The organism is Methylopila sp. Yamaguchi, from assembly GCF_002897035.1.
Taxonomy (GTDB): domain Bacteria; phylum Pseudomonadota; class Alphaproteobacteria; order Rhizobiales; family Methylopilaceae; genus Methylopila.
On record NZ_BAUX01000006.1, the window covers coordinates 19,374 to 45,165 of the forward strand.

The 25,792-nt window shown below is 69.3% G+C and carries 21 protein-coding genes and 1 riboswitch; of the genes, 6 read left to right on the plus strand and 15 right to left on the minus strand.

Translation table 11 applies throughout. The features are described 5' to 3' along the window. Window positions 1-2: 2 nt before the first annotated feature. The 9 genes from METY_RS08420 to METY_RS08460 all read right to left on the minus strand — a co-directional run bounded on the left by METY_RS08420 (window position 3) and on the right by METY_RS08460 (window position 10,022). A complete protein-coding gene (locus METY_RS08420) occupies window positions 3-1,412 on the minus strand; it encodes an amidase family protein (protein ID WP_103120945.1) in 1,410 nt (469 codons plus the stop codon). After that, on the minus strand, window positions 1,409-2,200 hold the full coding sequence (locus METY_RS08425; RefSeq protein WP_200819629.1) for an ABC transporter permease: 792 nt from the start codon (window positions 2,198-2,200) through the stop codon (window positions 1,409-1,411). Before METY_RS08425 ends, METY_RS08420 begins: the two co-directional genes overlap by 4 nt. Beyond that, entirely contained in the window at window positions 2,197-3,015 is an 819-nt protein-coding gene (locus METY_RS08430) for an ABC transporter ATP-binding protein (RefSeq protein ID WP_200819630.1), read from the minus strand. Before METY_RS08430 ends, METY_RS08425 begins: the two co-directional genes overlap by 4 nt. Continuing rightward, the gene (locus METY_RS08435) at window positions 3,012-4,043 is read right to left on the minus strand and encodes a taurine ABC transporter substrate-binding protein (protein WP_103120946.1); all 1,032 of its coding nucleotides are present in this window, start codon (window positions 4,041-4,043) and stop codon (window positions 3,012-3,014) included. The genes METY_RS08430 and METY_RS08435 overlap by 4 nt, the downstream gene beginning before the upstream one ends. 35 nt (window positions 4,044-4,078) lie before the next feature. Then, window positions 4,079-5,383, minus strand: coding sequence for a M20 family metallopeptidase (locus METY_RS08440; protein ID WP_103120947.1), 1,305 nt, complete (start codon window positions 5,381-5,383; stop codon window positions 4,079-4,081). A gap of 269 nt (window positions 5,384-5,652) precedes the next feature. Next, window positions 5,653-6,402, minus strand: a complete 750-nt coding sequence (locus METY_RS08445; RefSeq protein WP_103120948.1) for a Crp/Fnr family transcriptional regulator — start codon at window positions 6,400-6,402, stop codon at window positions 5,653-5,655. Window positions 6,403-6,487: 85 nt separating this feature from the next. Continuing rightward, the gene (locus METY_RS08450) at window positions 6,488-7,705 is read right to left on the minus strand and encodes an ABC transporter substrate-binding protein (protein ID WP_103120949.1); all 1,218 of its coding nucleotides are present in this window, start codon (window positions 7,703-7,705) and stop codon (window positions 6,488-6,490) included. A 27-nt stretch (window positions 7,706-7,732) separates the two neighbouring features. Then, window positions 7,733-9,259 (minus strand): ATP-binding response regulator, encoded by a 1,527-nt coding sequence (locus METY_RS08455; protein ID WP_103120950.1) that lies wholly within the window; start codon window positions 9,257-9,259, stop codon window positions 7,733-7,735. Next, window positions 9,252-10,022 (minus strand): response regulator, encoded by a 771-nt coding sequence (locus METY_RS08460; protein ID WP_103120951.1) that lies wholly within the window; start codon window positions 10,020-10,022, stop codon window positions 9,252-9,254. Before METY_RS08460 ends, METY_RS08455 begins: the two co-directional genes overlap by 8 nt. A gap of 244 nt (window positions 10,023-10,266) precedes the next feature. On the opposite strand from METY_RS08460, the gene METY_RS08465 reads away from it, so the two are divergent. From METY_RS08465 to METY_RS08490, 6 genes are all read left to right on the plus strand, one after another. Beyond that, window positions 10,267-11,553 carry an ABC transporter substrate-binding protein gene (locus tag METY_RS08465; RefSeq protein WP_103120952.1) on the plus strand — a complete coding sequence of 429 codons (1,287 nt, stop codon included), beginning with the start codon at window positions 10,267-10,269 and terminating at the stop codon, window positions 11,551-11,553. Beyond that, window positions 11,553-12,311, plus strand: coding sequence for an ABC transporter ATP-binding protein (locus METY_RS08470; protein ID WP_103121151.1), 759 nt, complete (start codon window positions 11,553-11,555; stop codon window positions 12,309-12,311). The genes METY_RS08465 and METY_RS08470 overlap by 1 nt, the downstream gene beginning before the upstream one ends. After that, a complete protein-coding gene (locus tag METY_RS08475; RefSeq protein ID WP_103120953.1) occupies window positions 12,308-13,066 on the plus strand; it encodes an ABC transporter ATP-binding protein in 759 nt (252 codons plus the stop codon). The genes METY_RS08470 and METY_RS08475 overlap by 4 nt, the downstream gene beginning before the upstream one ends. 4 nt (window positions 13,067-13,070) lie before the next feature. Then, window positions 13,071-13,952: a branched-chain amino acid ABC transporter permease gene (locus tag METY_RS08480; RefSeq protein ID WP_103120954.1), complete on the plus strand. Its 882-nt coding sequence runs from the start codon at window positions 13,071-13,073 to the stop codon at window positions 13,950-13,952. A gap of 2 nt (window positions 13,953-13,954) precedes the next feature. Further along, window positions 13,955-15,595, plus strand: coding sequence for a branched-chain amino acid ABC transporter permease (locus METY_RS08485; protein WP_103120955.1), 1,641 nt, complete (start codon window positions 13,955-13,957; stop codon window positions 15,593-15,595). Between the two features lie 63 nt (window positions 15,596-15,658). After that, the gene (locus METY_RS08490) at window positions 15,659-17,980 is read left to right on the plus strand and encodes a N,N-dimethylformamidase beta subunit family domain-containing protein (protein ID WP_103120956.1); all 2,322 of its coding nucleotides are present in this window, start codon (window positions 15,659-15,661) and stop codon (window positions 17,978-17,980) included. 142 nt (window positions 17,981-18,122) lie between these two features. On the opposite strand, the gene cobO is transcribed toward METY_RS08490, so the two are convergent. The 6 genes from cobO to METY_RS08520 form a co-directional block, all read right to left on the minus strand. Next, window positions 18,123-18,725, minus strand: a complete 603-nt coding sequence (gene cobO, locus METY_RS08495; RefSeq protein ID WP_103120957.1) for a cob(I)yrinic acid a,c-diamide adenosyltransferase — start codon at window positions 18,723-18,725, stop codon at window positions 18,123-18,125. After that, window positions 18,722-22,732, minus strand: coding sequence for a cobaltochelatase subunit CobN (gene cobN, locus METY_RS08500; protein ID WP_103120958.1), 4,011 nt, complete (start codon window positions 22,730-22,732; stop codon window positions 18,722-18,724). Before cobN ends, cobO begins: the two co-directional genes overlap by 4 nt. Before the next feature lie 202 nt (window positions 22,733-22,934). Further along, the gene (gene cobW / locus METY_RS08505; protein WP_103120959.1) at window positions 22,935-23,978 is read right to left on the minus strand and encodes a cobalamin biosynthesis protein CobW; all 1,044 of its coding nucleotides are present in this window, start codon (window positions 23,976-23,978) and stop codon (window positions 22,935-22,937) included. After that, window positions 23,975-24,526: a bifunctional adenosylcobinamide kinase/adenosylcobinamide-phosphate guanylyltransferase gene (gene cobU, locus METY_RS08510; protein WP_103120960.1), complete on the minus strand. Its 552-nt coding sequence runs from the start codon at window positions 24,524-24,526 to the stop codon at window positions 23,975-23,977. Before cobU ends, cobW begins: the two co-directional genes overlap by 4 nt. 7 nt (window positions 24,527-24,533) lie before the next feature. Further along, window positions 24,534-25,289: a CbtA family protein gene (locus tag METY_RS08515; RefSeq protein WP_103120961.1), complete on the minus strand. Its 756-nt coding sequence runs from the start codon at window positions 25,287-25,289 to the stop codon at window positions 24,534-24,536. 13 nt (window positions 25,290-25,302) lie between these two features. Beyond that, window positions 25,303-25,485 carry a CbtB domain-containing protein gene (locus METY_RS08520; RefSeq protein ID WP_103120962.1) on the minus strand — a complete coding sequence of 61 codons (183 nt, stop codon included), beginning with the start codon at window positions 25,483-25,485 and terminating at the stop codon, window positions 25,303-25,305. Between the two features lie 36 nt (window positions 25,486-25,521). Then, window positions 25,522-25,726: riboswitch (cobalamin riboswitch) on the minus strand. Window positions 25,727-25,792 lie beyond the last annotated feature (66 nt).

Below are 25,792 nucleotides of genomic sequence, written 5' to 3' on the forward strand. Positions count from 1 at the left end.
CGCTATCTCGCGTCGTCGAGCCGCCTCTCAAACGTTTCGGCGAGACCTATGATCCGGCCATCAGCCGCCCCCAGGCCGACCATGCTGAGCGCGGACGGCAACCCGTCCGTCCGAGGCGCGCCTGGGACCGACACGGCGCAGAGGTTCATCGGGTTCACATAGTAGGTGTAGGTCCCCATCACCGTGTTGCGCGCCATTGGGTCGGCGAGCAGCTCGTCGATCGTGAAGATCGTCGGAACCGTCGGGGTCACCAGCGCCGCGAAGCCGTCAAGGGCCATTTCGGCTGAGCGGGCGAGCGCGCGCATCCGGTAGATCGCCTCGAAGGCTTCGCGTGCGGAGTAGGCGAGGCCCGGCTCGATCGAGGCGCGCACGGCGGGGTGAACCCCGTCCGGCCGGTTGGCGAACACCTCGCCGTAGTCGACCAAGCGCTCGGCCACCAACGCCGATTGGAAGACGAGGCGCCCCGCCTCTTCGAACGGCGCGAAGTCGATTTCGACCAGCTCGAAGCCCAGCGCCTCCAGCGCGGCCAGATTGGCGTCGTGGGCGGCCCCCGCGGCGGCGTCGCCGAAGAAGCGAAGCTGGTCGCGGCGTGGAACGGCGATCCGCGCGCCGGGTTCCGGCGGCGTCGACGCCAGGTCGACGGCGTCGGCGTCGCGCCGGCTCCAGGGATCGACGGGATCGAAGCCCGCGATCGTGCGCAGGATCTCGGCGGCGTCGGCCACCCGCTTCGCGAAGACCGGCACGCAGTCGAGGAAGCGGCTGTTGTAGACAAGCCCCTGCGTGCTCACGAGGCCGAGCGTCGGCTTCAGGCCGACGACGCCGTTGCAGGCGGCCGGCACGCGGCCCGAGCCTCCGGTGTCGCTGCCGAGCGAGAACGACACGATGTCGCGCGCGACCGCCACCGCCGAGCCGGAGCTGGAGCCGCCCGGGATGTAGGCGGGGTTCACGGCGTTGCGGCAGAGCGGATCCGGCGAGCGCGTCCCGTTCAGGCCGGTCGCGAACTGGTCCATGGTGTTCTTGCCGATGAGCACAGCGCCGGCGCGCTCCAGCACGCCGATCAGCGGCGAGCCCGCGCCGGGATCAAGCGCCAAGGCCGGGCAGTTCGACGTCGTCGTCATGCCCGCCACGTGGATGTTGTCCTTGACCGCGAAGGTCAGGCCCAGCAGCGGCAGGTCCTCGCCGGCGCGCGCGCGGGCCGCCGCGTCCTGAGCGCGAGCGCGCACGGTCTCTTCCCGCACAAGGGCGGTGAAAACGCCTTCGTCCGCCACCGCCGCCGCGCGCCGCCAGCTTTCGAGCGCGAGCGCGACAGGATCGGCGCCCTCCGCGAGAGCGGCGCGGACGGAGGCGAAGTCGAACGGCAACGCGTCGAGATCGGTCGGCGCGGGGCGCGTCTGCGGCGAGGCGAGGATCATCGCCGTCCCTCCCAGTGAACGATGCGGCGGCCCGCCCAGGCGAGGCCGCGGTCGGTCGCGAGGCCGATCAGGCCGATCACCGCGACGCCGGCGAAGACATAGGTCGTGCGGAAGAAGCTGGAGGCGTCGAGGATGAGGAAGCCGAGGCCGCGGTCGCCGCCGAGCAGTTCGGAGGCGACCAAAATGGTCAGCGCGGTTCCCATCGCGACCCGGAGACCGGTCATGATCTGCGGCAGCGCAGACGGCAGCACCACGAAGCGGAACACCTGCCAGCGGTTGGCCCCCATGGACTGCGCGGCGCGCAGCGAGTCGAGGGAAGAGGCGCGGACCCCGGCCTGGGCGTTGACCATCATGATCAGCAGGACCGACAGGAAGATAAGCAGGACCTTCGAGGTCTCGCCGACGCCGAACCACAGGATGAACAGCGGAATGAGCCCGAGAGGCGGGATGGGACGCAGCAGCTCGGCCGGCGCCAGCAGCACGGCGTCGATCAGCCGGGAGCGGCCGCGCAGCAGGCCAAGCCCGACTCCGAGCGCCGCGCCAGCGACGTAGGCCACCGACACGCGGGCGAGGCTCGCCGCGACATGCGTCCAGAGCGAGACGCCGGAGTAGCCGTTCGCAGCCATGTCGAGAAAGCTCGCCCAGATCGCGGAGGGCGGCGGCAGGATGATCGGCGAGGTCCAGCCGCGCGCGGCCGCGAACGCCCAGAGGGCCAGGATCGCGAGCGGCGACAGCGTCGCGACCAGAACGTAGCGCAGGCGCTCGCGGCGCTCGTCCGACCGGTTCAATGCCGCATCCTCCGGTAGATCGTCTCCCGCAGGCGCAGGAACGAGGGGTGAAGCCGGTTATCGGGCGAGGCGCGCGGCGTCGGCAGATCGACGTCGAAGGTGTCGTAGGCCCCGGCCTTGAGGTCGTTCAGCAGGAAGATGCGGTCGCCGAGGAACGCCGCTTCGTCGATCGCGTGCGTGACGAACAGGATGGTGCATCCGGTGCGATCCCGAATGCGCAGCACCTCCTCCTGCAGGCTCTCCCGGGTCTGAACGTCGAGCGCCGAGAAGGGCTCGTCCATCAGCATGACCTTGGGCTTTGCAGCCAGCACCCGGGCGAGGCCCACGCGCTGCCGCATGCCGCCGGAGAGCTGGTAGGGATAGGCGTCCTCAAACCCAGTGAGGCCGACGAGGGCCGCCATCTCCTCGGCGACCGCGCGGCGCTCTCCCTTACGGGCGCCCGCGCAGCGCAGCGAGAAGGCGATGTTCTCGGCGACCGTCATCCAGTCGAACAGCGCCGCGGCCTGAAACACCACGCCGCGGTCGGGACCGGGCCCCGTGATCTCGCGGCCGTCCACCACCGCGACGCCGGCCGTCGGCCGAAGGAAGCCCGCCACCATGTTGAGGATCGTCGTCTTGCCGCAGCCGGAGGGCCCGAGCAACGCGAGGATATCCCCCGGGGCGACCGCGAACGAGACGTCGCGCATGATGGTTCGGCCGTCGTAGGAGAAGCCGACCTTCTCGAACTTCAGCACCGGCGGCGCGCCGTCCGCCTTGGCCTGAAGCAGGGCGTCGGGAGGTTCGTGCGAAGGCAGGGGACGCGCCGCGGCCGTCACTGCGACGCGCTCGCGAGGTAGGCCTGGATCGGCTTGGTGTCGAACAGCCCGGCCCAGTCCTTCGGCTCGGCCTGAATCCGCTTCTGCTCAAGAAGGAAGCCGCCGATGCCCTGCAGGTGCTTCATCAGGCGGGAGTCAAGCTCCTGGCCCGGCGCGCCGAGAAAGTCGGCGGTCAGGGTCTCCCGGAAGGTCGGGTGCGCGACGCTCTGGCCTTCGACGAGCTTGTCGAACTGCTCCGCCGTCATGCCCACGCGTTTCGCCTCGTAGGCGCGCACCGCGGCGGGGTTCGCCTTGTAGTCCTGCTGCGCCTGGTCCCAGGCTTTCAGGAAGCGCCGCATGGTCTCCGGCTCTCCGTCCATGAAGGGCCGCCGCCCGACCCAGACGCCGCCGGTGATCATGCCGAGGCTCCTGGTGTTCGCGATCGGCTTCGCGCCCTCGCGCTCCATGGCGCCGACGTTCGGCTCCCATACGAAGGCGGCGTCGATCTGGCCGGCGACATAGGCCGGCGGCATGTTCGCGGGGGTGAGGTTGACGAGGGTGACGTCCTCAGACTTCAGCCCCGCCTTCGCGAGCGCCCGCAGCGTGTGGTAGTGGCTGGTGGAGCCGATCGCGACGCCGAGCCGTTTGCCCTTCAGGTCTTCCAGCTTCTCGATCCCCGCCTTCGGGTTGACGACGAGCCGGACGTTGGTGGCGTCGATCCGCTCCATGAACAGGATCGCAATCGGCAGCCCGTTGGCGTAGCCGGTGACGGACGGGAACTCGCCCATCCAGGCGAGGTCGATCTCCTCGCCCGCGAGCGCCGGCAGCATCGCAGGGCCTGCCGGGAACGGCTTGGTGGAGACGTCGAGCCCTTCCTTCTTGAACAGGCCGGAGCCGAGCGCGTAGCTCAGCAGCACGTTGATCTCGCCGGTCTGAAAGCCGAGGCGGATCGGTTTCGCGTCCTCAGCCGCGGCGGGGGCGGCGAGGCCGAGCGCGAGGCCGGCCAGAAGCACGAGACGGCGGCTCACGCCGATGGCTGCGCGGATCATCGAAGGTCTCCTGGAGGGGCGGGGCAGGGCGGCGCTCATTCGGCGACGCCGAGGATGTCCAGCATGGCGAGCGCGATCACCTTGGTGGCCGCGACCGCCTTGCCGATGTGGATGCTTTCGTTGATCGGAGCCCAGCCGTCGTCGCCCGGGCCGAAGGTCACGGCCGCCTTGCCGCGCTCGGCGAAGCGGATCGTGTCGTTGAAGGCGTTCTTGCGGTAGAGCTTCGGCTCGGTGCCCAGCGTGCGGACATAGGCCCGCCGCAGCGCCGCCGTCGGTTCAGCGTCGCCGTCCTGCTCGAGCGTGCCGTCGACGAACAGCGCTTCGGGGTAGGGCCGCGCCGAGGCGTCGAGCTCCGGATCGTCCCGCATGGCGTTCGCGATAACGGCCTCGATGTCGGCCATGACGCTCTCCGCCGTCATGCCGGGCAGGATCCCGACGACGCCCAGCACGGCGCGGCAGACGTCGGGCGTGAACTGCATCTCGCGCGGAACGCCGCCAGCGATGCGCAGGATGGTGGTCCGTGGGGGCGTGCCACCCGCAAGCTTCGCCGGCGTGTGAGCGAAGGTCATCGTCTCGAGCGCCGGCAGCAGCCGGGCCATCTTCGCGACGGCGTTGACGCCGGTGTCCGGCCGCCAGAGATGGGTCTTGGTCCCGCGCGTCTCGACCTCGACGAGGAAGTTGCCGCCGTTCGCCACCGCGACGCCGAGGCCCCAGCTTCCGTCCTCCGCCGTCCATCCGGTCGGCTCGCAGACGATGACGCAGTCGGCGTCGAGGCCCTTTTCGTCGAGCAGGAAGATCGAGCCGTCCGGGCCGTTTTTCTCCTCATCCGCGGTGTAGACGCAGGAGAGGTCGCCCTTGAGCCGAACGCCGGCCGCGAGGATCGCGCGCGTCGCGAGCAGCGTGCAGGCGAGATTCCCGCGGGTGTCGGATGTGCCGCGGGCGTAGAGCCGGTCGCCGTGGCGCTTCGGCCGGAACGGATGGCCGCCGGTCATGGTCCAAGCCGACCAGTCGCCCGCGGGGTAGGTGTCGAGATGGTCGTTCAGGATCAGCGACACGCCGCCGCCTGCGCCGGGCAGCGACGCCACCACGTTGGGCCGGCCCTCGCGCTTGGTCGGCAGCTCGACCGCGAAGCCCATGTCCCTCAGCAGGTCGGCGATGAACAGCGCCGCGCCCTCTTCGCGCCCTGACGGCTGGTCTGGGTCGAGGGGGTTCTCAGCCTCCGGCTGCCCCGCAGGGATGAGAGCGCAGGCCAGGTCTAGCCAGGCCTCCTCGGTGACGCCGTCGAGAACGCGGCGTTCGAGATCGGTCATGGCGGCTGGGGAAACGAGGGCGGTGGTCATGCTGGAGCGATCTACCAGATTCAATCGATCGGTTGAGTCGATTAGTTTCCTTGTTCGGCAATAAGGGCGATCGCCGACTTCCGCGCCCTTAAGCGCAAGCCCCGTGCCACGCCTTCGCAGGCGGTCGTTCGCCGAGGCGCGGCGCCATCGCCTCCTGGGAATCAGGGGTTTCGACGACGGTGGGCGAAGTGTCAGAAAATTTCCTCAGGGGGCGGGATGGCGCCTGGACGGGCGCCCGCTGGACGCAATCCGCGATGTTGCGCGCCGCCTCAGCCTGCGCGGTCGCCGCCGGTGGCGAGCGCCACGATCGCGTCCGGCTTCAGGATCCGAAGCACGCCTCGCTTCTGGCTGAGCGTCCCGTCCTTCTGCAGTCGGTTGAGGCTGATCGTGACCCATTGCCGGGTGGCTCCGATCAACGCCGCGATCTCCGCATGGGTGAAGGACGCCGCGATGGCGACGCCCTTCGCGGGGTCGTCGTCCGGCACGCCATGGATCTGCATCATGTGCAGCAGCACATGGGCCAGCCGTTCGCCGAGCGAGCGGGTTCCGAGCATCTGGGCCAGCGAGGAGTAGCAGCGGGCCTTATAGGCGAGCGCATCGATGATGCCGAGGGCGAGGTCGGGCACCTCGCGCGCCAGCGCCCGCAGGCCGGCGCCGGGAAGGTGCAGCGCTTCGGTGGGGCGAGCCGCTTCCGCCGCCCAGATGTGGCGGCCGCCGCCGAAAACGTCGGGTCCGCCCACGAAGGCGCCGGGCCGCCAATAAGCCAGCGTGATCTCGCGGCCCTGCGGCGCGGCGTAGAAGCTGCGGACCAGCCCGCGCTGGATCAGCATCACGCCGTCATGCGCGTCGCCCTGCCGGAAGATGGCTTGGCCGCGCTCATACGCGATCCGCCGCCCGTGCGCCTCGACCCGCGCGCGATCCTCGGGCGCAAGAGGCCCCAGCATGCCCGGCGCGGCAGCCGCGTCGGCCTGCTCCTCGGAGAGGAGCATGTCGCCGGAACTTTGCTCGGTGCCGTTCATGCGAACCCGTCCTCGCCGCAGACGATCCCGCGACGGCGCCTCATGACTATCGGCGGCGGCGCAGGGCTCATCAAGCTCGAGCGCGTCAGCCGCGAGCGTCGATCCAGGGCGGCAGGACGAAGCGATCGGTGTTGAAGGGCTCTGGCGCGATCAGCGCAAGCGGTTTGCGGTAGTCCTGGATCTGGAAGAACAGGTGCGGCAGGCCGAGCGACGGGTCCTGGGAGACCACGGGGTAGGGCGCCGCTGCCTGCCACTGCTCGTCGTAGCGGATCGTGCCGGAAACGCTGCGGTAGATCACCGCCTTCAGCGCCTTCGCCACCTTCCGGTTTTGCTCGAAGCCCCCCGGCCCGGCCGAGCCGCCGGCGAGGGAGGCGGCGAGCACGTAGTGATGCAGCGCGCTGTAGGACTGGCAGCCGATGTGCGGCGTCGAGCCCTCGCCGAAGCGGGCGACGTAGCGGGAGGCGAAGCTCCTGCCCATCTCGTCGCGCAGCAGGCCGATGACCGTGCTCGTGAGCACGCCGACGCCTTTGCTCTGCGCGACGTCCGAAAACGACTGGTGCATGGCGCCGTACTGCAAATAGACGAGGCTGTCGGTCGGCCGCTCCATGAACTGCAGCTGAAAGCTTGCGAGATCGCCCGAGTAGAAGTGGGTGTTGGCGATCACCGCGGGCTTCGTCGCACGGATCGCGTCGAGCGCTTCGCGCCAGTCGGAGGTCGGCGTCTGCACGAGCTCGGGGCCGAAGCACACGCGCCAGCCGAACTTGGCGGCCGATGAGGCCATCGCCTGGGCGATCACGATGCTGTAGGGCTTCGAGCCGGAGACGATGGCGATGCGGTTCGACGACGGCTTCCACTGGCCCGTGTCCCGCAGCCACGAAATGAACTTCAGGAAGCCGGGCCCGTACCAGTAGTCGGCGGGGTCGGTCATGAAGCACCCGAAGTAGCGTTCGGGGTCGCTCATCACCGTGTCGTGGTGCTGCAGCAGCGTGTTGGCGTGGATGTAGATCACGCCGGCCTCCGCCACCGGCTCGTACTCCGAATTCTGGGGGCCAATGTTGTAGCCGTTGACGATGGCGTGGACCTTATGCGTCCCGATCAGCGTGCGGGCCGCCGCCACCACGTCCTCGGCGCCTTGGCGTCCGGTGTCCGCGAAGATCGGCTTGATCGGGCGGCCAAGAAGTCCGCCGCGGGCGTTCACCTCTTCGGCCGCAAGGATGACGCCCTTGCGGAACTCGGCGCCGTCGGCCGCGGAAGGCCCGGTCAGGGGGACCATGCTGCCAATGGGGATGAAGGCGTCGACCACGGCGTTCGTCCTTTGGCGTTTCGGTGTTCAGGCGGGGTCTTGTTCGAACAGCAGGTGGTGCATCATCACCCTGAGCCGGGGCGGGCTGACGGGCTTCACCATCAAGGGGAGACTCGCGGCGCGGACCCGCTCCACCACGCCGGGCTCGGCGTCGGCTGTGATGATGCAGGCGGGGATTTCCGCTTCCGACACGCCGCGGACGTGGGCGATCACGTCGAGGCCGGTGCTTTTGCGGATGCTGTAGTCGGCGATGATGAGCCGTGGCCGGAAGCCGCCGGCGACGATCGCCGCAGCCTCCTCGGCCCCCGCCGCGGAGCGCCGGTCGACGCCCCAGCGGTCGAGGAGCTGGCCCATCGCCTCCCGGAGCGCGTCGTCGTCTTCGACGAGCAGGATCGGCGCTCCGACGAACTCTCCGGCGACCGCCTCGTTCACCTCGGTCTCCACGACCTCGCTATGCCAGACGTTGCCGAGCGGCACGAACACAGAGAAGCGGGACCCGACCCCCGGCGCGGACTGCAGCTGGATACGGTGACCGAGCAGGTCCGACAGGCGCTTGACGATGTTGAGGCCCAGGCCGAGGCCTGTTTTCTCCAGCCGCCGGTCGTCCGCCGCGCGGAAGAACTCGTCGAAGATCCTTTCCTGGTCCTCCGGCGCGACGCCGCGCCCGGTGTCCACCACGTCGATGCGCAGCCCGTCGCCCCGCCGGCGGCAGCCGACCAGCACCCCGCCGACATCGGTGAAGCGAAGCGCGTTGGCGACGATGTTGCTGAGGATTCGTTCGAGCAGCGCGCGGTCGCTGGACACCGCGGCGCGGGCGCCCACGATCCGCAGGCGCAAGCCCTTGTCCGCGGCCTGATGCCGGAACTGAATTTCAAGACGCTCGAACAGGGTCGAAAGCTGGAACGTCGCGATCCGCGGCTTGATCCGGCCGGCGTCCAGCTGTCCGATCTGCAGCAGCGCGCCGAGCAGGTCCTCCATCACGGACACGGACACGTCCATGCCGTGCAGCAGGTCGCGCCGGCGGGCGTCGTCCGTCTCCCGCATGCAATTGAAGATCATGATCTTCAGCGCCGCGAGAGGTTGCCTCAGGTCGTGGTTGGCGGCCCGCAGAAAGCGCGACTTCGCCTCGTCGACGGCCTCGGCCTTCTCCTTCGCGGCGAGAAGCGTCGCCTCCCGGCGCTCCGCGGCCGTCACGTCTGAGAGCATGGTGGCCGCGCCGCCGCCGTCGATGGGGGCGACCGACATCCGGACGACCCGCCCGTCCGCCGACTTGTAGTCGGCTTCGCTTTCTTCGCCGAAGGCCGCCGCCTGTTCTGTGATCCAGATATCCGGCGGGACTGGCAGCCTCCACTCCCGGGAGGCCGCGACGGCTGTCAGGAAGCGGGCGTAAGGCAAGCCGACGGGCAGCGCGAAGTCGAAGCTTTGGCGAAACGCACGGTTCGCGAAGAGGAGGGCGCCCGCCTCGTCCCAGACCGCGGCGCCGTTCGGCAAAGCGTCGAAGCCGGCGAAAACGCGACCGGGGTCCGTCTCCGCCGCGCCGTCTCCGTCAGCCACGGCCGGGGTTGGCGCCGCCGAACAGGCTCATGGCGTAGTGCAGAGCCGCGGATCTGTCCGGGAGGTTCAGCTTCTTCATCGCGTTGCGAAGGTGGACGCGAACGGTCTGCTCCGCGACGCCGCAGGCTTCTGCGATCTTCCGCACGGAGGCCCCGCGTCCCAGCAGCTCCATCACCTCGCGTTCCCGTTCCGTCAGGGCAGGTCCGTCCGACGCCGGCTCGGGGGTCGCGGCGGCTGGCGCTCCGGGGGCCGACCGCTCGATGATGCGGCGCGGGAACGAGACCTCGCCGGCGAGGACGCGCTCCAGCGCGCGCTCCACCTCGGGCGCGCCGGCGGACTTCGGAATGTAGCCAATGACGCCGTGCTCGACCGAACGCATGACGTGCTCGACATCCTCGTGCACGGAGACGACCACCAGCGGGACGGTCGGGAATTCTTTGCGCAGCCGGCGCAGCCCCGCGAAGGCCTCGAATCCCGGCATCACCAGATCGACGAGCATGAGGTCGACGTCGGGATGGCGCTCCAGCGTCTCCGCGGCCTCCGCGAAGCTCTCCGCTTCGTAGATCTCGATCGTCTGCTCCAGCCGCTGCATGACCTGCTTGAGCGACTGCCGGACCATCCAGTGATCGTCGGCGATGACCACTTTCAGCCGCCCGCCGGCGGGGACGGCGCGCGATGCGTCGGGACGTGGCGCGCGGTCGAAGTCGCCCGCGCCGCCGCGGCGCCTCGGCTTGGGGTCGACGCTCTCGAAGGAGTTCAGCATGAGTCTCGATCTAAACGAATTGGCTAGCTTACTCAACAGCCACTTTCGGCGATGTCTGCCTCATACATGGGCAAGCCACAGCCCCGATACAAAGGCGGAGGAGCAGTCACCACCAGAAAATTCGTTTCGTCAGACGAAATGCGGTTGACACTCCAAAATGGCTCCGCCTAGCCTCTAGCCCAGAGAGCTAGACGTAATGCGTAGTGATCTCGCGATCGTTTAACGCGACCCATGGGGCGGCACGATGAAAGACATCACGCGGCGGACACTTGTGAAGGCGACGGCGGCGGGCGGCGCCGCGGCGGCGCTCTCGGCTCCCTTCATCTCGCGGGCCTGGGCGGCGGAGCCGATCCTGCTCGGCGTTCCGACGTCGCAGACCGCCGCGGCGGGCGTGGCGGACGACCTCGATCACCTCAACGGCACCACGCTGGCGATGGAGGAGATTAACGCCGCCGGAGGCATCCTGGGGCGGCCGCTCAAGCTCTATGTGACCGACGTCGACAAGCTCTCTCCCGAGAGCTGCCAGCAGGCGATCGCCGCCTGCGTCGACGCCAAGGTGCATGCGATCTCGAACGCCTTCGTGTTCGTGCCGATCCCCGCGATGGACGCCTCCGCCAAGTACAAGTGCCCCTATCTCAACGGCAACACCCAGCGCGCCGCCACCGAGGCGTTCAAGAAGAACCCGGACAAGTACAGCCATGTCTTCCAGACCGACCCGTCGGAAGTGCACTACGGCTACACATACCCGATCTGGCTGAAGGCGATGGAGAGCTCCGGCGCCTGGAAGCCGAAGAACCGCAAGGTGCACATCGTCCAGGAGCAGGTCGCCTACTGTCAGACGATCTCGCGGGCGGCCCAGGAGGCGTTGAAGAAGAGCGACTTCGAGGTCGCAAAGATCACCGACATCCAGTTCCCGGTGCAGGATTGGGGTCCAGTGATCCAGGAGCTCAAGGAGGTCGACGCCGGCGCGATCATGATCGACCACTGGGTCGCCGCCGAATACGCCGCCTTCTGCAAGCAGTTCCAGGCCGACCCGGTGCCCAACTCGCTAGTCTACCTGCAGTACGGCCCGTCACAGCCGGAATTCCTGACGCTCGCCGGCGAGGCGGCAAACGGCTTCTGCTGGTCGACGGTGCTCGGCGTCTACGCCGACGAGAAAGGCAACGCCTTCCGCGCCAAGTACAAGAAGCGGTTCCCCGGCATCATGGGCCTCGTCTACACCGGCAACGGCTACGACATCGCCTACTACCTCAAGGCCGCCTGGGAGGCGACCGGCGACCCGTCCAACTTCAAGGCCGTGTGCGACTGGATCCGCACCCACCCCTACCGCGGGGTCTGCGGCTACATGGACATGAACAACAAGTACCAGGAGTCCGGGCACTTCCCGGACAACGGTTTCGCTGTCACGGCGACCGAACTCGAGAAGGGAATGAGCCAGCTCTACGTCCAGGTCCAGGACGTCGAACATAAGATCATCTACCCCTACGAGATCAAGGAATCGGCGCTTAAGCCCGCGCCGTGGTGGAGCTGATGGCGGCGCCTGCGGCGCGCGTTTCGGACGCGCCGCTCTTCGCCTGCGAGGACATCACGCTCGATCTCGGCGGCCGCTCGATCCTGCATGGGATCAGCTTGGACGTCCGACCGGGCGAAGTGCTCGGCGTCATCGGACCGAACGGCGCCGGCAAGACCAGCCTGTTCGAGGTTCTTTCCGGCCGCATGCGGCCGAAGAGCGGGCGGGTGACCTTCAAGGGCGAGGACATCACCAAGCTGCCGCTGCACGCCCGCGCGCGCCTCGGCGTGGGGCGCACCTACCAGACCCCCGTTGTGCCGGATGAACTGACGGTCGGCCAGACCTTTAAGGCCGCCCGTCAGGCCTACCGCCCTTACCTGACGCGCCTGGACGCCGAGTACGGCGCCGAGCTCGTGCATCTGCACGTCGATCACGACGAGGCGACTGCGCAGCTTGAAACCATGAACCGGCGGAAGCTGCTGCTGGCGTGCCTCCTCATGCGGCGACCGGCGGTCCTGCTGATGGACGAGCCCGCCGCCGGCCTCATCAACTCCGAGGTCGACGAGATCGACCACCTCATCCGCATGCTCTCGAAGGAGATGAACGTGGCGATCGTCATCGTCGAGCATCGGATCGAGCTGCTGGAGACCATCGCCGACCGCGTGATGGTCATGGACGCGGGCGCCGTCATCGCATCGGGGTCGCTCGCGGACATCCTGACCGACCCCAAGGTCCACGCGGCCTACTTCGAAGGTCCCGGCGAAGGGGACGACGCGTGAGCGCGCCCGCGGCCGTCTCCCCGGCGGCGGCGCCGGAGCGGCGCGAGATCCTGAGGGTCAAGGGCCTGTCCGCCGGCTACGGCCCGATGCGCGTCATCCACGACCTCGATCTGTCGGTTTATTCGGGCGAGCGGGTCGGCATCGTCGGCCTGAACGGCCATGGCAAGTCGACACTGTTCTACGCCATCGCCGGGCTCACGGGCTGGCAGCGCGGCTCGATCCTGCTGAACGGCGTCGAGGTCGGCCGCACGCGCAGCCAGGGGCCGGGCCGCTACACCCACCTCGTGGTCCGCCAGGGCCTCGCGCTCATCCCGCAGGGCGACGAGATCTTCCACGGGCTCACCGTCGAGGAGCACCTCGACTCCGGCGCCTTCACGCCCCGAGCTTGGAAGGAGCGGAGAGAGCGCAAGGAGAAGATCCTCAAGATCTTTCCGCCGCTGGTGAAGCTGATGAAGACCCCGGTCGGCCGGCTGTCCGGGGGAGAACGGCGCATGGTCTCGATCGGTCGCGGGCTGATGGCGGAGGCGTCGCTGTTCCTGGTCGACGAACCCTCGCTCGGCCTCGCTCCCAAGATCGGCAAGGGCGTGATGGAGGCGCTGTTCGATGTGGAGCTCGGCCAGTCCGCGATGATCATCGCCGAGCAGAACGTGGCGCTGCTCGAGGGCCGCGTCGACCGCGTCATCGGCATGCATGTCGGCAAGCTCAAGGGCGAGGCCTCCGCGTCGCTGTCCTTCCAGACCCGCCGGGAGCTCTGATCCCATGGACGTCGGTTTCATCCTGAGCAACGCGATCGTGCTCGCCTGCATCTACGGCACGCTCGCGATCGGGCTCTCCATCACCTGGTCCAGCGTCGGCCTGATCAATCTCGGCTACGGCTTCATCTTCGCGCTGTCAGGCTACGGCGCCTGGCTCGCCTCGCAATACATCTCGACCAACGGCGTCGTGGTCCTCACCGCGGGCGTCCTCACCGGCGCGCTCGGCGGGCTGCTGGTCTGCGCGCTCGCCTTCATCCCGATCCACGACAAGCCGAACTTCACCGTCCGCGGCCTGATCGCGACCCTCGCCATCAGCCTCATCGGCACACAGGCGCTGCTCTACTTCTTCGGGCCTCGCTCCAAGAACCTCCCGGACATCTTCGGCTTCTGGAAGGTGAACGTCGCCGGGATCGTGCTGACCTCCGACAAGATCGGCAACGTCGTGGTCTCCATCGTCGTGGTGACCGCGGTGCTGCTCTGGATGCGGTCGAGCCGGCGCGGGCTCGAGATCCGGGCGATGATGATGAACCCGCACGCCGCCTCGATCGTCGGCATCGGGGTGCGCAAGACCGGCTTCTACGTGATGGCGATCACCGGCGGGCTCGCCGGCCTCGCGGCGGTGCTGCTGTCCCAGACCTACTACATCTCGCCCTTCGGCGGCCTCGCGCCGATGATCAAGGGCGTCAGCATCGCGCTCTGCGGCGGGCTCGGCAGCGTCCGGGGCGCGGTGATCGCGGCGATCATCCTCGGTCTGAACGAGGCGCTCACCGCCCGCCTGCTTGGCGGTCAGTACGTCCTCATCACCCAGTTCCTCCTGATCATCCTGATCCTGCTCGTCCGTCCCCGCGGCATTGCGGGCATCCTCGACCGCGCTCGGGAAGCTTGAGCATGACCGGCCATATCTGGCGCAATCCGCTTTACTTCTGGGGCGTCGAAGGCGCGGAGAAGGAGGTCCCCTCCATCCCGCACAAGAGCCCGCAGGACGTCTGGGACGAGACCACTGCGTCCAAGGCGAAGATGCTGCCGGTCGGACGGCTGCGGTACTACTACAAGTGGCCCGGCCACGGCGGCCTGACCTGGCCGCGCTTTCGCTACTGGGGGACGCGCCGGCGGGCGCTGAACATCCGCAGCGTCTACAATCCGAAGACGATGCGTCTCGAGAAGACCATCGTCGACAAGCGGCCGATCTGGTGGGTGCTGGGGCTGCTCGCCTTCATGCTGGCGCCGCTGGCGATGCCCGCATCGTTCCAGAACACGCTGCTGACCGCCGGCGCGACCTTCTCGATCTACGCCGCGATCAACCTCTGCTGGATGCTGATCATCGGCACCGCCGGCATCTACTCGCTGGCGAGCTACGCCGTGGTGGGCGCCGCCGCCTTCGGGACGTCGTGGCTCTCGATCAACCTCGGGCTGCCGTGGTGGACGCTGCCGCTGGTCGGCGCCGGCGTCGGCCTGGTGTTCGGGATGATCATCGCCGTGCCGGCGATCCGGCTCGACGGGTTCTACTACGCGCTGCTCACCATTGGCCTGAACGAGCTCTGCCGGGTCTACGCGCTGCAGTCCAAGCAGTTCGGCTCGTCGACCGGCGGCCTCTACGGCGCCGACACCTACATCCCGCAGGGGTGGGACCAGTACGACCAGTCGCTGCTCGCCTACTACGCCTGCTTCGGCGTGATGTTGGCGGGCCTTGCGCTCTACCGGTTCATCGACGGCCGCAGGCTCGGCCGCATCCTGAAGATGGCGCCCGAAAAGCGCGAGGCCTTCGCGGAGGCGACCGGCGTCGACTTCCGGCGCGCCCGCATCTGGGTGTTCGTGATCTCGTCGATCGGGCTCGGCTTCATCGGCGGCTTCTACGCCGCGCATTACCGCGGCGTGTCGTTCTCGATCTTCAGCTTCGACACGGTGCTGCTCGGGCTCGCCATGCTCGTCATCGGCGGCATCGGCCGGGCTGAGGGCGCGGTCGTCGGCACCGCGATCGTGATCCTGCTCGACAAGGTGCTGCTCTCCACCGGTCCGCTCCGGCTGATCCTCATCGGCCTGATCATGCTCGGGGTGGTGCTGTTCCTGAAAGGCGGGCTGTTCGGCATCAAGGCCCAGTTCCGGGCCTGGCGCGACAAGAAGAAGAGCGAACGCCGGTCCATGCGGGCCGAGAAAGGAGGCGAGATGTTGCCTGAGGAAGCCACCGAGACGAAGGATAAGGATCTCCTTTACTGGCGCCGCTACGACAAGATGCAGCGCGAGTTCCTGAAGACGGTGATCTCGCCCGAGCTGATCGAGGAGCACCGCAAGAAGCCGCTCGGCCAGCACAGCGAGCCGCTGGAGCGCCTCCTGCTCTACTTCCGCCGCGCGCCCCAGAACGACAAGTACGCGATCGTGGCCGTCGAGCCGTTCAAGGCCTACCGCATCGTCGCCCTGTCAGGGCAGCGCGGCGTCGCCCCGCGCATCGTCGAGGACAAGATCTACACGTCGACGGACGAGGCCTATCACGGCGTCTTCCTCCGCCGCGTCCAGGATCTCCTCGAGTCCTGAGATCTCCTCGAGTCCTGATCATCGCCGCCGACGGCGCTCGGCGATCGCGTTTCGGAGCATGATATGGCCCAGGTGAAATTGTTCGGCTACGCCGACAAGATCTCGGTGAAGCCGGGCGACACCATCGACATTCACGTCTCGGCCGACGGCGTGGACACCGCCGACGCCAAGCTCGTGCGCCTGATCCACGGCGACGAGCATCCCGACGGCCCCGGCTTCATCGAGGAGGAAGTGGCTTGCGAAGCCGACGGCCCCTGGGCCGTGCGCAAGCAGTACACCCAGGTCGGCTCCTACCTGAAGGTCGACGACCCGACCAACGTGCTCGCGCTCGACGGGCCGATCACGCTGTTCGCCTTCATCTACCCCGGCATCCCGGACGCAGGCCTGAGACAATGTCTGCTCGCCCGCTGGAACAACGACCGCAACTTCGGCTACTCGCTCGGCATCAACCAACGCGGCCACCTGGAGTTCTGGGTGGGGCAAGGGGGCGAGGTCGATTACATCCAGGCGGAGGCCCCGCTGCTGGTGAAGATGTGGTACTTCGTCGCCGCTAGCTACGATCCCAAGACGGGCCGGACGGAGATCTATCAAGAAGGCGTCGCCAACCGGTACAACAGCCTGCTCGGCAAGGTCTGTCCGATCGAATACCGCAGCCATGTCACCGAGACCTTCCGGTTCCGGCCGAAGCACCTCGCCGAAACGCCGTTCCTGATCGCCGGCTCGCAGGATTTTCACGAGACCCGCGGCGCCTTCGTGTCCGAGACCTACTGCGGGAAGATCGACCGTCCCGGCGTCTACGGCCGCGCGCTGACCCGCGTCGAGCTGGACGAGATCCGGGACGGCAAGCCGCCGAAGCCGGACGGCCTCGTCGCCTATTGGGACACGACGGCGGGCTACACCGACCGGGGAATTGGCGACGTCGTGATCGATGTCGGCCCCCACAGGCTGAACGCCCTCGGCTTCAACCGCCCTGTGCGCGCCCAGACCGGCTGGAACTGGAACGGCCGCAACGACTGCTTTCGTCTGGCGCCGGAGGAGTATGGCGGGGTCGAGTTCCACTACGACCAGGTGGTGGACTCGAACTGGGACAAGACGCGCACCGTCCGCCTGCCGGACGACCTGAAGAGCGGCTGTTACGCGATCCGCCTGAGGGCGGGTCCGGGCAAGGGGCTTTCGGAAGAGCACGTCGTGTTCTTCGTCCGGCCGAAGACGCCGAAGGGCAAGGTCGCGCTGCTGTTCCCGACCGCCACCTATCTCGCCTACGCCAACGAGCATCTGAGCTTCGACGCGCAGATCATCCAGCCGATGACGGGGCAGCCGCCGATCGTCACCGAAATCGACATCGAGATGTACAAGAACTGGGAGTTCGGCTTCTCGACCTACGACAGCTGGGCCGACGGCAACGGGGTTTGTTACACGTCATACCGCCGTCCGATCCTGAACATGCGGCCCAAGGCGCGGATGTCGAGCATGGGCGTCACCTGGGCGTTTCCAGCGGACCTCTCGATCCTCGCCTGGCTCGAGACCAAGCGCTACGACTACGACGTCGTAACCGACGAGGACCTGCACCGCGAGGGCCTTGCGGCGATCGAGCCCTACGCCTGCGTGCTGACGGGATCGCACCCGGAATACACCTCCGAGCCGATGCTGGACGCGATGGAGGACTACGTCGCCGGCGGCGGGCGCTTCATCTACATGGGCGGCAACGGCTTCTACTGGAACGTGGCGTTCCGGGAGGAGGAGCCGTGGGTGATGGAGGTGCGGAAGCTCGACTCCGGTATGAGGGCCTGGCAGGCGCGGCCGGGCGAGCACTATCTCGCCACCACCGGGCAGAAGAGCGGGCTCTGGAAGAACCTCGGCCGCCCGCCGCAGAAGACCTTCGGCGTCGGGTTCATCGGCGAGGGCTTCGAGACCAGCCGGCCGTTCCGCCGGATGCCCGACAGCTACCACCGCACGGTCGACTGGATGTTCGACGGCATCGAGGGCGAGATCATCGGCGACTTCGGCCTCGCCTACGGCGGCGCGGCGGGCCTCGAACTCGACCGCTACGACCTCACGCTCGGCACGCCTCCGCATGCCAAGATCATCGCGTCCTCGGGCGGCCACAGCGACAACTACATGCTGTCGATCGAGGAGATCCTCTACCCCTATCCTGGACTCGCCGGCTCGCAGGACTACCGGCTTCGCGCCGACCTCGTGTACTTCCCGACGCCCAACAACGGCGCCGTCTTCAGCACCGGCTCGATCGCCTTCTGCCAGGCGCTGCCGATCAACGGCTTCGACAACAACATCTCGAAGCTGCTGAGCAATCTGGTCGACGCCTTCACCAAGCCGGGACTGCTGCCGGGATCGTTCTGGGTGAACGAGGAGAAGCAGTGGAAGTGAGGGCGGGCACAGGCCTCCGATCCTGCACTTCTTGAACGCTGCTCGGAAGCGTCGCCCTCAAGTCCAGCCATAACGGAAGGACGAAGCGGAATATCGCATCGACGCAGAGCGTCGCTTCGTTCGGCGTTGCCGGCGGGCGGCGCTAGAACTCGACGCCGGCCTGCGCCTTCACGCCGTCGCGGAAGGGGTGCTTGATCTGGGTCATCTCGGTCACGAGGTCGGCGATCTCGATCATCTCGTCCTTGGCGTTGCGGCCAGTGACGATCACGTGGCAGCCCTCGGGCCGCGCGGCGATGGCGGCGAGCACTTCCTTGAGATCGAGGTAGTCGTAGCGCAGCACGATGTTGAGTTCGTCGAGGATCACCATCTTGATCGAAGGGTCCGCGATGAAGCGCTTCGACATCTCCCACGCCTCTCGCGCGGCGCGGATGTCGCGCTCGCGGTCTTGCGTCTCCCAGGTGAAGCCTTCGCCCATGGCGTGCACCTCGACCTGCTCCGGGAACTTGCGCAGCAGGTCGCGCTCGCCGCTCTCCCACGGGCCCTTGATGAACTGCACCACGCCGACCTTCTGGCCATGGGCGATGGCGCGCATCGCCATGCCGAAGGCGGCCGTCGACTTGCCCTTGCCCTTGCCGGTGTGGACGATCAGCAGCCCTTTCTCGACCTGGCGCTCGGAGACGATCTTGTCCTGATGCTCCTTGCGCTTTTTCATCTTCTCGGCGTGGCGGGCGGGATCTTCGGTCATCGGGCTGGCTCCGTCGTCAGGCTGAGAAGATCGTTGTGGGCGCTGTTGCGGGTCGGTCGCCAGAAGCCGCGGCGCTCCGCCTCCAGAAAGGCGCGGGCCATGGCGGCGAGCGCCGCGGGATTCGCCTCCGCGATGAAGCCGCGCACCGCCTCGTCGCCGAGATAAGCGCCGTAGAGCGCGTCGAACTGGTGGGAGCCGACGGCGTCGGTAGTGGCGGCGAACCCTGAGAGGTTCGTCACGGTCGCAAGCATCTCCGCCGCGCCCTTGTGGCCGTGCTCGCGCATGGCGTCGATCCATTTGGGGTTCGTCGCCCGCGCCCGGACCACAAGGGCGATCTCCTCCTTCAGCGAGCGCACCACCGGCGTTTCAGTCCTGGAGGTGTCGAGGTGGTAGATCGCAGGCGCCGCGCCCTTCAGCGCCTCCACCGCCGCGGAGAGGCCGCCGGCGAACTCGTGGACGTCGTCGCTGTCGAGCAGGTCGAACTCGCGGGCGTCCTGGGTCTGCACCACGCCGTCGACCCCTTGCGCGATCGCGTTCAACTCCGCCCGCGCTGCCGTTCCCTCGACGCCCTGGGCGTAGGCGAAGCCGCTCGCCGTGAGATAGGCCTCGGCCAGATCGTCGCGGGTCTCCCAGGCGCCGGCGTCGAGCAGCGGCGCGAGGCCCGTCCCGTAGGCGCCGGGCGCTGCCCCGAACACGCTGTGGCCCGCGCGGCCGGCGGCGGCCTCGGCGCGCAGGCGGGCGCGGACCGGATTGGCCTCGTCGTCCTCGTCCAGCGCGCCGACGAGCCGCACGGCCTCGTCGATCAGGTCGATCTGGAACGGAAAGGCGTCGCGGAAGAAGCCGGAGATGCGGAACAGCACGTCCACGCGCGGGCGCTGAAGCTCGGCGAGGGAAAGCGGAACGAGCCCCACCACGCGCGACGAGCCCGCCTCCCACTGCGGCGCCACGCCCATCAGCGCGAGCGCCTGGGCGATGTCGTCGCCGCCGGTGCGCATGTTGGCGGTGCCCCAGGCGGAGATGGCGAGCCGGCGCGGCCACTCGCCCTGATCCTGAAAATGCCGGCGGCACAGCACGTCGGCCGCCGTCCGCCCCAGCCGCCACGCCGCCTCGGTGGGGGCCGAGCGCGGATCGAGCGCGAAGAAGTTGCGGCCCGTGGGAAGAGCGTCGAGCCGCGCGCGCGTCGGCGCGCCCGACGGCCCCGGCGCCACGAAGCGCCCGTCGAGCGCCCGCAGCAGGCCGTCGATTTCGGCCGCGCCTGAGACGTCGACGCGCGGCGCGACGAGGGTAGCGAGTTCATGGAGGACGGCGGAAGCGGCTGGGTACTGACCGAGATCCCACCCGCGCCGTCGTCCTCCGGCTTGACCGGAGGACCCGCCGGCGCCGTCGAGCTTAACGTCGGACGTGGATGGTCCGGTCAAGCCGGACCATGACGGCGGGGAGGAGGCTGACGGCGCGGTGATGAGATCGGGCGCGCCGGCCTCCACCAGCCGCAACGCCAGAAGCTCCAGCCGCTCCACCGTGTCTCCGGTCGTGCGCCACGCGTCCTCGGAAAGTCCGATCAGCGCCGCCGGCCGCGGACCGGTCCAGGGCGCGGCGAAATCCGCTGCGAGCGGGTCGAAGCCGCCGAGCCCAAGGTCGCTGGCCAAGGCCCGCGTCAGCGAGGCGTCCTCCGGGCGCGCGCCGCGGGGGGAGCGCACCAGCGCCGCCAGCAGCTCGGCGCGCCTCGCGCCGGTCGGAGAGCGGCCGAACACGTGCAGCCCGTTGCGGACCTGAAGCTCCTTCACCTCGCACAGGAAGGCGTCGAGCTTGGTCAGGGCGTCGTCCGGGTCGTCGGCGATCGAGAATCCGCAATCGCGGTCGAGGCCGAGGCTCGCCGCGCGGGCGAGGATCTCCTTGCCGAGACTCGCCGCCCGGCGCGGGTCGAGCCCCTGCGCCTCGGCGTACTCGTCCACCAGCGTCTCGACCTCGCGCAAATCCGCGGTTCCCTCCGCGCGGGCCAGCGGCGGCGTGAGATGGTCCACGATGACGGCGGCGGCCCGGCGCTTGGCGGCGGCGCCTTCGCCGGGGTCGTTCACGATGAAGGGGTAGACGTGTGGCAGGGGCCCGAGCGCGACCTCGGGGTAGCAGGTTTCGCTCAGCGCCAGCGACTTCCCCGGCAGCCACTCCAGATTGCCGTGCTTGCCGACGTGAACGACCGCGTGGACGCCGAAGACCTCGCGCAGCCAGACATAGAACGCGAGGTGGCCATGGGGCGGCGGCAAGTCCGGATCGTGGTGGGCTGCCTTCGGGTCGACGTCGAAGCCGCGCGAGGGCTGGACGCCGACGATCAGGTTGCCGTAGGCGCGCAGCGCGAGGCGGAAGCCGCCGGCCTGCGCGTCGAAAGTCGGGTCGCTCTCGGGCGGGCCCCAGCGGTCAAGCATCTTGTCCCGGGCCGCGGCGGGCAGGGCCGCGAGGAAGCGACGATACGTGGCGACAGGAAGGAGCGTCGCTTCCGAATAGAGCGCGTCATGCCCCGGCTTGTCCGGGGCATCCAGGGTCGCTGAAACGCTCGGCGCCGAAACTGGATTTCCCGGACGAGCCGGGGAATGACGAGCCTTCCTTTGACCCGTCGCGCCGACGGAAGCTGCAAGCGCCGCCGTCATCGCCTGCACGACGGCGGCGCCGGTCTCCGGCGCGCCGTCCGCGGCGTAGCCGGCGGAGCGCAGGGCGTCGAGCATCACGGCCGTGCTCTGGGGCGTGTCGAGACCGACACCGTTGGCGAGGCGCGCCGCGCCGGTGGGATAATTGGCGAGTATCAGCGCGACCCGGCGGTCGGCCCGCGGCGTGGTCCGCAGCCGCGCCCAGTTCGCCGCAAGATCCGCGACGAAGGACACGCGATCCTCCGCGGCCTCGAAGGCGACGATCTCGGTCTCGGTCGCGGCATCAACGCGGCCAGCGGTCTTGAAGGCGACGGCGCGGGTGAAGATGCGGCCGTCGATCTCGGGCAGCGCCACGCCCATGGCGAGATCGCGCGCCCCGAGGCCTCGGGGGGAGGCCTCCCAAGTCGGGCGGTCGATGGCGGCGAGCGCGACCTGCAGCACGGGCGCGTCCGCCGAATCGAGCGGCGTCGCAGCCCAGACCGCGCCGGGCTTCGACACCGCGAACACCGTCGTGTTGAGCACCACGGCGGGCCGGACCGTCGCGAAGGTCTCGCGCACGAAGGCGGCGGCTGCGGCCTCCTTCAGTGAGGACACGAAGATCGGCAACGGCCCGAGGCCGCGGGCGAGCAGCGCCGCGATGAGCGCGTCGATCGCGACGACGTCGCCGGCCTGATACTGCGCCCTGTAGAACACGATCGGCGCCGCATGCGCGCTTGACCAAGTCGGCTGTCGCCGACTTGGTCCTCCAACGTGTGCCAACTCGGGAACACGCGGGTTGGCCGGCCACTGCGCGGCGATTGAGTCGAGGCTCGGCGCGGCGAGGCCCGGCCAGTAGAAGCCGGCGGCCGGCGTCGCGACGGGCTCGGCGGCGACTGGCGCTCCGTCCACCCAGGCGCGGCATGCCTGGAGCGCGGCGGCGAGGTTCGCAGGCCCGCCCTCCACCAGCAGCCGCCACAGCCGGTCGGCCTCGTCCGCCGGCACGGTGGAGCGCGCGATCAGGTCGGGATCGGCGTTGTGGCAGCCGGGCATGACCGCGAGCTTGATGCCATGGCGCCGCGCGATGCGGACCGCCTCCTCGACCCCGTAAGGCCAGTAAGAGGCGCCGCCGAGCAGCCTGAGCACGAGCAGCTTCGAGCGCGCGGCCGTCTTCTCGAGGAAGAGGTCGACCGACAGGTTGTGGCGCAGCTTCTGCAGGCTCGCGAGCCGAAGCGACGGCGCGTCCGCTCCAAGGCCGGCGTGCGCGCGGGCGAGGCCGGCGATCTCCGTGTCGGCCGCGGACACGATCACGACGTCAGCCGGCGTCAGGTCGAGATCGACCGCCTCCGTCCCGTCGCCGATCGGCTGTCCCTGCGCCTTCAGGAGGTGCATGCGTTTGGAACTCCTTGTTCCGAGGCGCGGGTCAGCCCGAGCCTGGCAGCGGTTCGCCTCGGCAGACGCATCGTCATGCCCCGGTTTATCCGGAGCATCCAGACCCGGCGTTCGCACGCGGGCGCGGAACCGTCGGCGGCGACGTGGATCTTCCGGACAAGCCGGGGGATGACGGCAGAGCCCTGCCGCGGGTCGCTGACGCTCAGTTCACCGCCAGCGCCCGGGCGATCGCGGCTTGGTCCACGCCCTTCTCGCCGATCACGACGAGCCGGCCCAGCCGCGCCTCGCCCGGCTTCCACGCCCGGTCGAAATAGGCGTCGACCCGCGTCCCGACCGCCTGCACCACGAGCCGCGCGGCCTTGCCGGCCACCGGCACGAAGCCCTTCAGCCGCAGCACCGGGTGCGCCTCCAGAACGCGGCGCACCCGCGCCTCGAGTTCGCCCGCGTCGGCGGCCTCCGGCGTTTCGGCGATGAAGCTCTCGAAGTCGTCATGGTCGTGTTGCACCTCGCCCTCAAGCTCATGGGTCGTGGGGCGGGCGTCGATCTTGTCCTCGACGCCCGAGGCGAGGCCGAGCAGCACGTCCGCCGGCAGGTCGCCGTTGGCGGCGGAGACCACCCGCACGCCGGCGCTGGAATGCGCCAGCACGTCGGTCTTCACGGCTTCGATCTCGGCGTCCGACAGGCGATCGGCCTTGTGCACGATGATGAGGTCGGCGGAGCGGACCTGGTCCTGGAACAGCTCCTCGATCGGGTCCTCGTGGTCGACGTTGGGGTCGGCGGCGCGCTGGGCGGCGACCGCCTCCTCGTCATGGGCGAAGCGGCCGTCGCGGACCGCCGGGCCGTCGACCACGGTGACCACGCCGTCCACCGTCACGCGGGTCGCGATTTCCGGCCAGCGGAAGGCGCGCACCAGCGGCTGGGGCAGGGCGAGGCCGGAGGTTTCGATCACGATGTGGTCCGGCTGCGGCGACCGCGCCAGGATCTTCTCCATGGTCGGGATGAAGTCGTCGGCGACGGTGCAGCAGATGCAGCCGTTCGCGAGTTCGACGATGTCCTCCTCGCGGCAGGCCTCGCTCTCGCAGGCGCGCAGCACGTCGCCGTCGATGCCGACGTCGCCGAACTCGTTGACGATCAGCGCGATCTTCCGGCCGCCGGCGTTCTGCAGCAGGTGGCGGATCAGCGTGGTCTTGCCGGCGCCGAGGAAGCCGGTGACGACGGTGGCGGGGATCTTGTGGGACGCGGTCATGAAGTTGGCTCCTTCGGGAGCTTGAGATCGAGAGGGAGGCCCGCCGCCACCAGCGTCACGCGGTCCGCGATGGCGGCCACGCGCTGGTTCAGCCGGCCCTGATGGTCACGGAACGCGCGGGCGAGCGCGTTCTCGGGGACGATGCCGTAGCCGACCTCGTTGGAGACCAGGACGACGGGACCTCGCGCGGCGTCGAGCGCCGCGAGCAGGCCGTCGGCTTCACGCTCCACGTCAAGGTCCGCCAGCATCACGTTGGTCAGCCACAGCGTCAGGCAGTCGACCAGCAGCGCCGTCTCGGGCGCGGATTCGGCGACGACGACGTCGGCGAGCGCAAGCGGCGCCTCGACCGCGCGCCAGCCCGCGCCTTCGCGGTCGGCGCGGTGACGGGTGATCCGCTGCCGCATCTCGTCGTCGAAGGCCTGCGCCGTCGCGAGATAGACGAGGTCGAGCCCGGTCGCCGTCGCGAGACTCTCGGCGAAGCGGCTCTTTCCGGAGCGCGCGCCGCCGAGGACGAGGGTGACGGTCCCGCGGCGCGCGGGGGCGGGCATCGGCCCGTCAGGCCGCGGCGAAGCGCCCGCGCAGGGCGCCGGCGAGGACGCCGATCGCCGCCCAGAACACGAAGCCCGTGACGATCACCGCCACCACGAAGTCGTGCTCGAGGTCGCGCGGGATGGCCGGGGCTTCGGTCGCCTGCGGCGCGCCGATCACGTGCGGGGCGGCGATGAGCACGATGGCGCCGAGCGCCGTTAGGGGCGAGCGGCCGTAGGCGAGCAGGGCGAGGCCGGCGGCGGTCGCGACCGCCGTGCCGATCCACCAGATCTGGCGGTCCATCAGCGGCGCGCCCTCGACGCCGGGCGCCTCCGGCGGCAGGCCGATGGAGGGCGCGAGCGTGAACACCGCGAAGCCGGCGAGGCCCCAGAACAGGCCTTCACGCCACGAGGTCAGCCCGCCCTTGAGCTCGCTTGCGGCCACCAGCAGCAATGCGAAGCCGACGCCGCTCACGACGTTGGCGGCGAGCGTCCAGAGGAAGCGCTCGGCCCCGTCGGCCGGCGCCCAGCCGTCGCCGTGGTCGTGGGCTTCGTGGGCCTCGGCCGCCGCGACGTCGGCGGCGGACGCCGCGAGGTGGTCGTGGGCGCCCATGGCGTCATGGTGATGAGGTTTCGGGGCAGAGGCCTCGGTGCGCGCCTGCTCGAAGCCCTCCGCCTTCACGATCAGCGGCTGGGTGCCGAACTGCTGGACGACGGTCAGGACGACGCCCGCGCCGAAGCCCACCAGCGCCGCGAGAAGGACGATGGTGCGAAAGAGGGTCATCTCGGTCGTTCCCTCAGTGGCAGGGAAAGCCGATGGAATGCCTGTGGTCGTGCGCCGCGTTGTGGGCCGCGGCCATCTGCGCGAACCCGGTCCCGCCGATCACGACCACCCCGAGGAGAAAGGCGCAGACGATCGGCAGCGCGCGGGTCGCCGAGAGGGCTCCGGCGCGGGTCGGGGAGCGGGTCAGGTCGGTCATCACAGGCCTCATGTGCCCTCCCACCGAGGGCGTTGGCGGTTGCTCGCGGTTCCGGCAGGTGTCCTGGCTCGCGGGTCGCGGCGGTCGCGCCGGCCTTCCCAGGTCGAAACCCAGTGGCCCTGGTCCTTGGCGCGCCGCTCGCCGCTCACAGTTGCGGGGGCAGCTCCGGATTCGGAACGCGCCTAGCGCTCCCCACCGGATTCCCTCAGAGGTCCCGAAGGACGCCGAAGCGAATGTCCGAGGCGTAGCAGACGGCGGAGGGCGGGACAACGGAAAGCGCAGCCGCCGTTCGTAGGATGAGCCGTTG

What these genes read in the sequence shown, in the direction of transcription:
- METY_RS08435 (WP_103120946.1), bottom strand. Translation starts at nt 4,043, where the DNA reads ATGATCCGCGCAGCCATCGGCGTGAGCCGCCGTCTCGTGCTTCTGGCC.
- METY_RS08460 (WP_103120951.1), bottom strand. Translation starts at nt 10,022, where the DNA reads ATGCTGAACTCCTTCGAGAGCGTCGACCCCAAGCCGAGGCGCCGCGGC.
- METY_RS08520 (WP_103120962.1), bottom strand. Translation starts at nt 25,485, where the DNA reads ATGACCGACCTGACCCGCTCCCCGACCCGCGCCGGAGCCCTCTCGGCG.
- METY_RS08440 (WP_103120947.1), bottom strand. Translation starts at nt 5,383, where the DNA reads ATGACCACCGCCCTCGTTTCCCCAGCCGCCATGACCGATCTCGAACGC.
- cobN (WP_103120958.1), bottom strand. Translation starts at nt 22,732, where the DNA reads ATGCACCTCCTGAAGGCGCAGGGACAGCCGATCGGCGACGGGACGGAG.
- METY_RS08470 (WP_103121151.1), top strand. Translation starts at nt 11,553, where the DNA reads ATGGCGGCGCCTGCGGCGCGCGTTTCGGACGCGCCGCTCTTCGCCTGC.
- cobU (WP_103120960.1), bottom strand. Translation starts at nt 24,526, where the DNA reads ATGCCCGCCCCCGCGCGCCGCGGGACCGTCACCCTCGTCCTCGGCGGC.
- METY_RS08465 (WP_103120952.1), top strand. Translation starts at nt 10,267, where the DNA reads ATGAAAGACATCACGCGGCGGACACTTGTGAAGGCGACGGCGGCGGGC.
- cobO (WP_103120957.1), bottom strand. Translation starts at nt 18,725, where the DNA reads ATGACCGAAGATCCCGCCCGCCACGCCGAGAAGATGAAAAAGCGCAAG.
- METY_RS08515 (WP_103120961.1), bottom strand. Translation starts at nt 25,289, where the DNA reads ATGACCCTCTTTCGCACCATCGTCCTTCTCGCGGCGCTGGTGGGCTTC.
- cobW (WP_103120959.1), bottom strand. Translation starts at nt 23,978, where the DNA reads ATGACCGCGTCCCACAAGATCCCCGCCACCGTCGTCACCGGCTTCCTC.
- METY_RS08420 (WP_103120945.1), bottom strand. Translation starts at nt 1,412, where the DNA reads ATGATCCTCGCCTCGCCGCAGACGCGCCCCGCGCCGACCGATCTCGAC.
- METY_RS08485 (WP_103120955.1), top strand. Translation starts at nt 13,955, where the DNA reads ATGACCGGCCATATCTGGCGCAATCCGCTTTACTTCTGGGGCGTCGAA.
- METY_RS08445 (WP_103120948.1), bottom strand. Translation starts at nt 6,402, where the DNA reads ATGAACGGCACCGAGCAAAGTTCCGGCGACATGCTCCTCTCCGAGGAG.
- METY_RS08480 (WP_103120954.1), top strand. Translation starts at nt 13,071, where the DNA reads ATGGACGTCGGTTTCATCCTGAGCAACGCGATCGTGCTCGCCTGCATC.
- METY_RS08490 (WP_103120956.1), top strand. Translation starts at nt 15,659, where the DNA reads ATGGCCCAGGTGAAATTGTTCGGCTACGCCGACAAGATCTCGGTGAAG.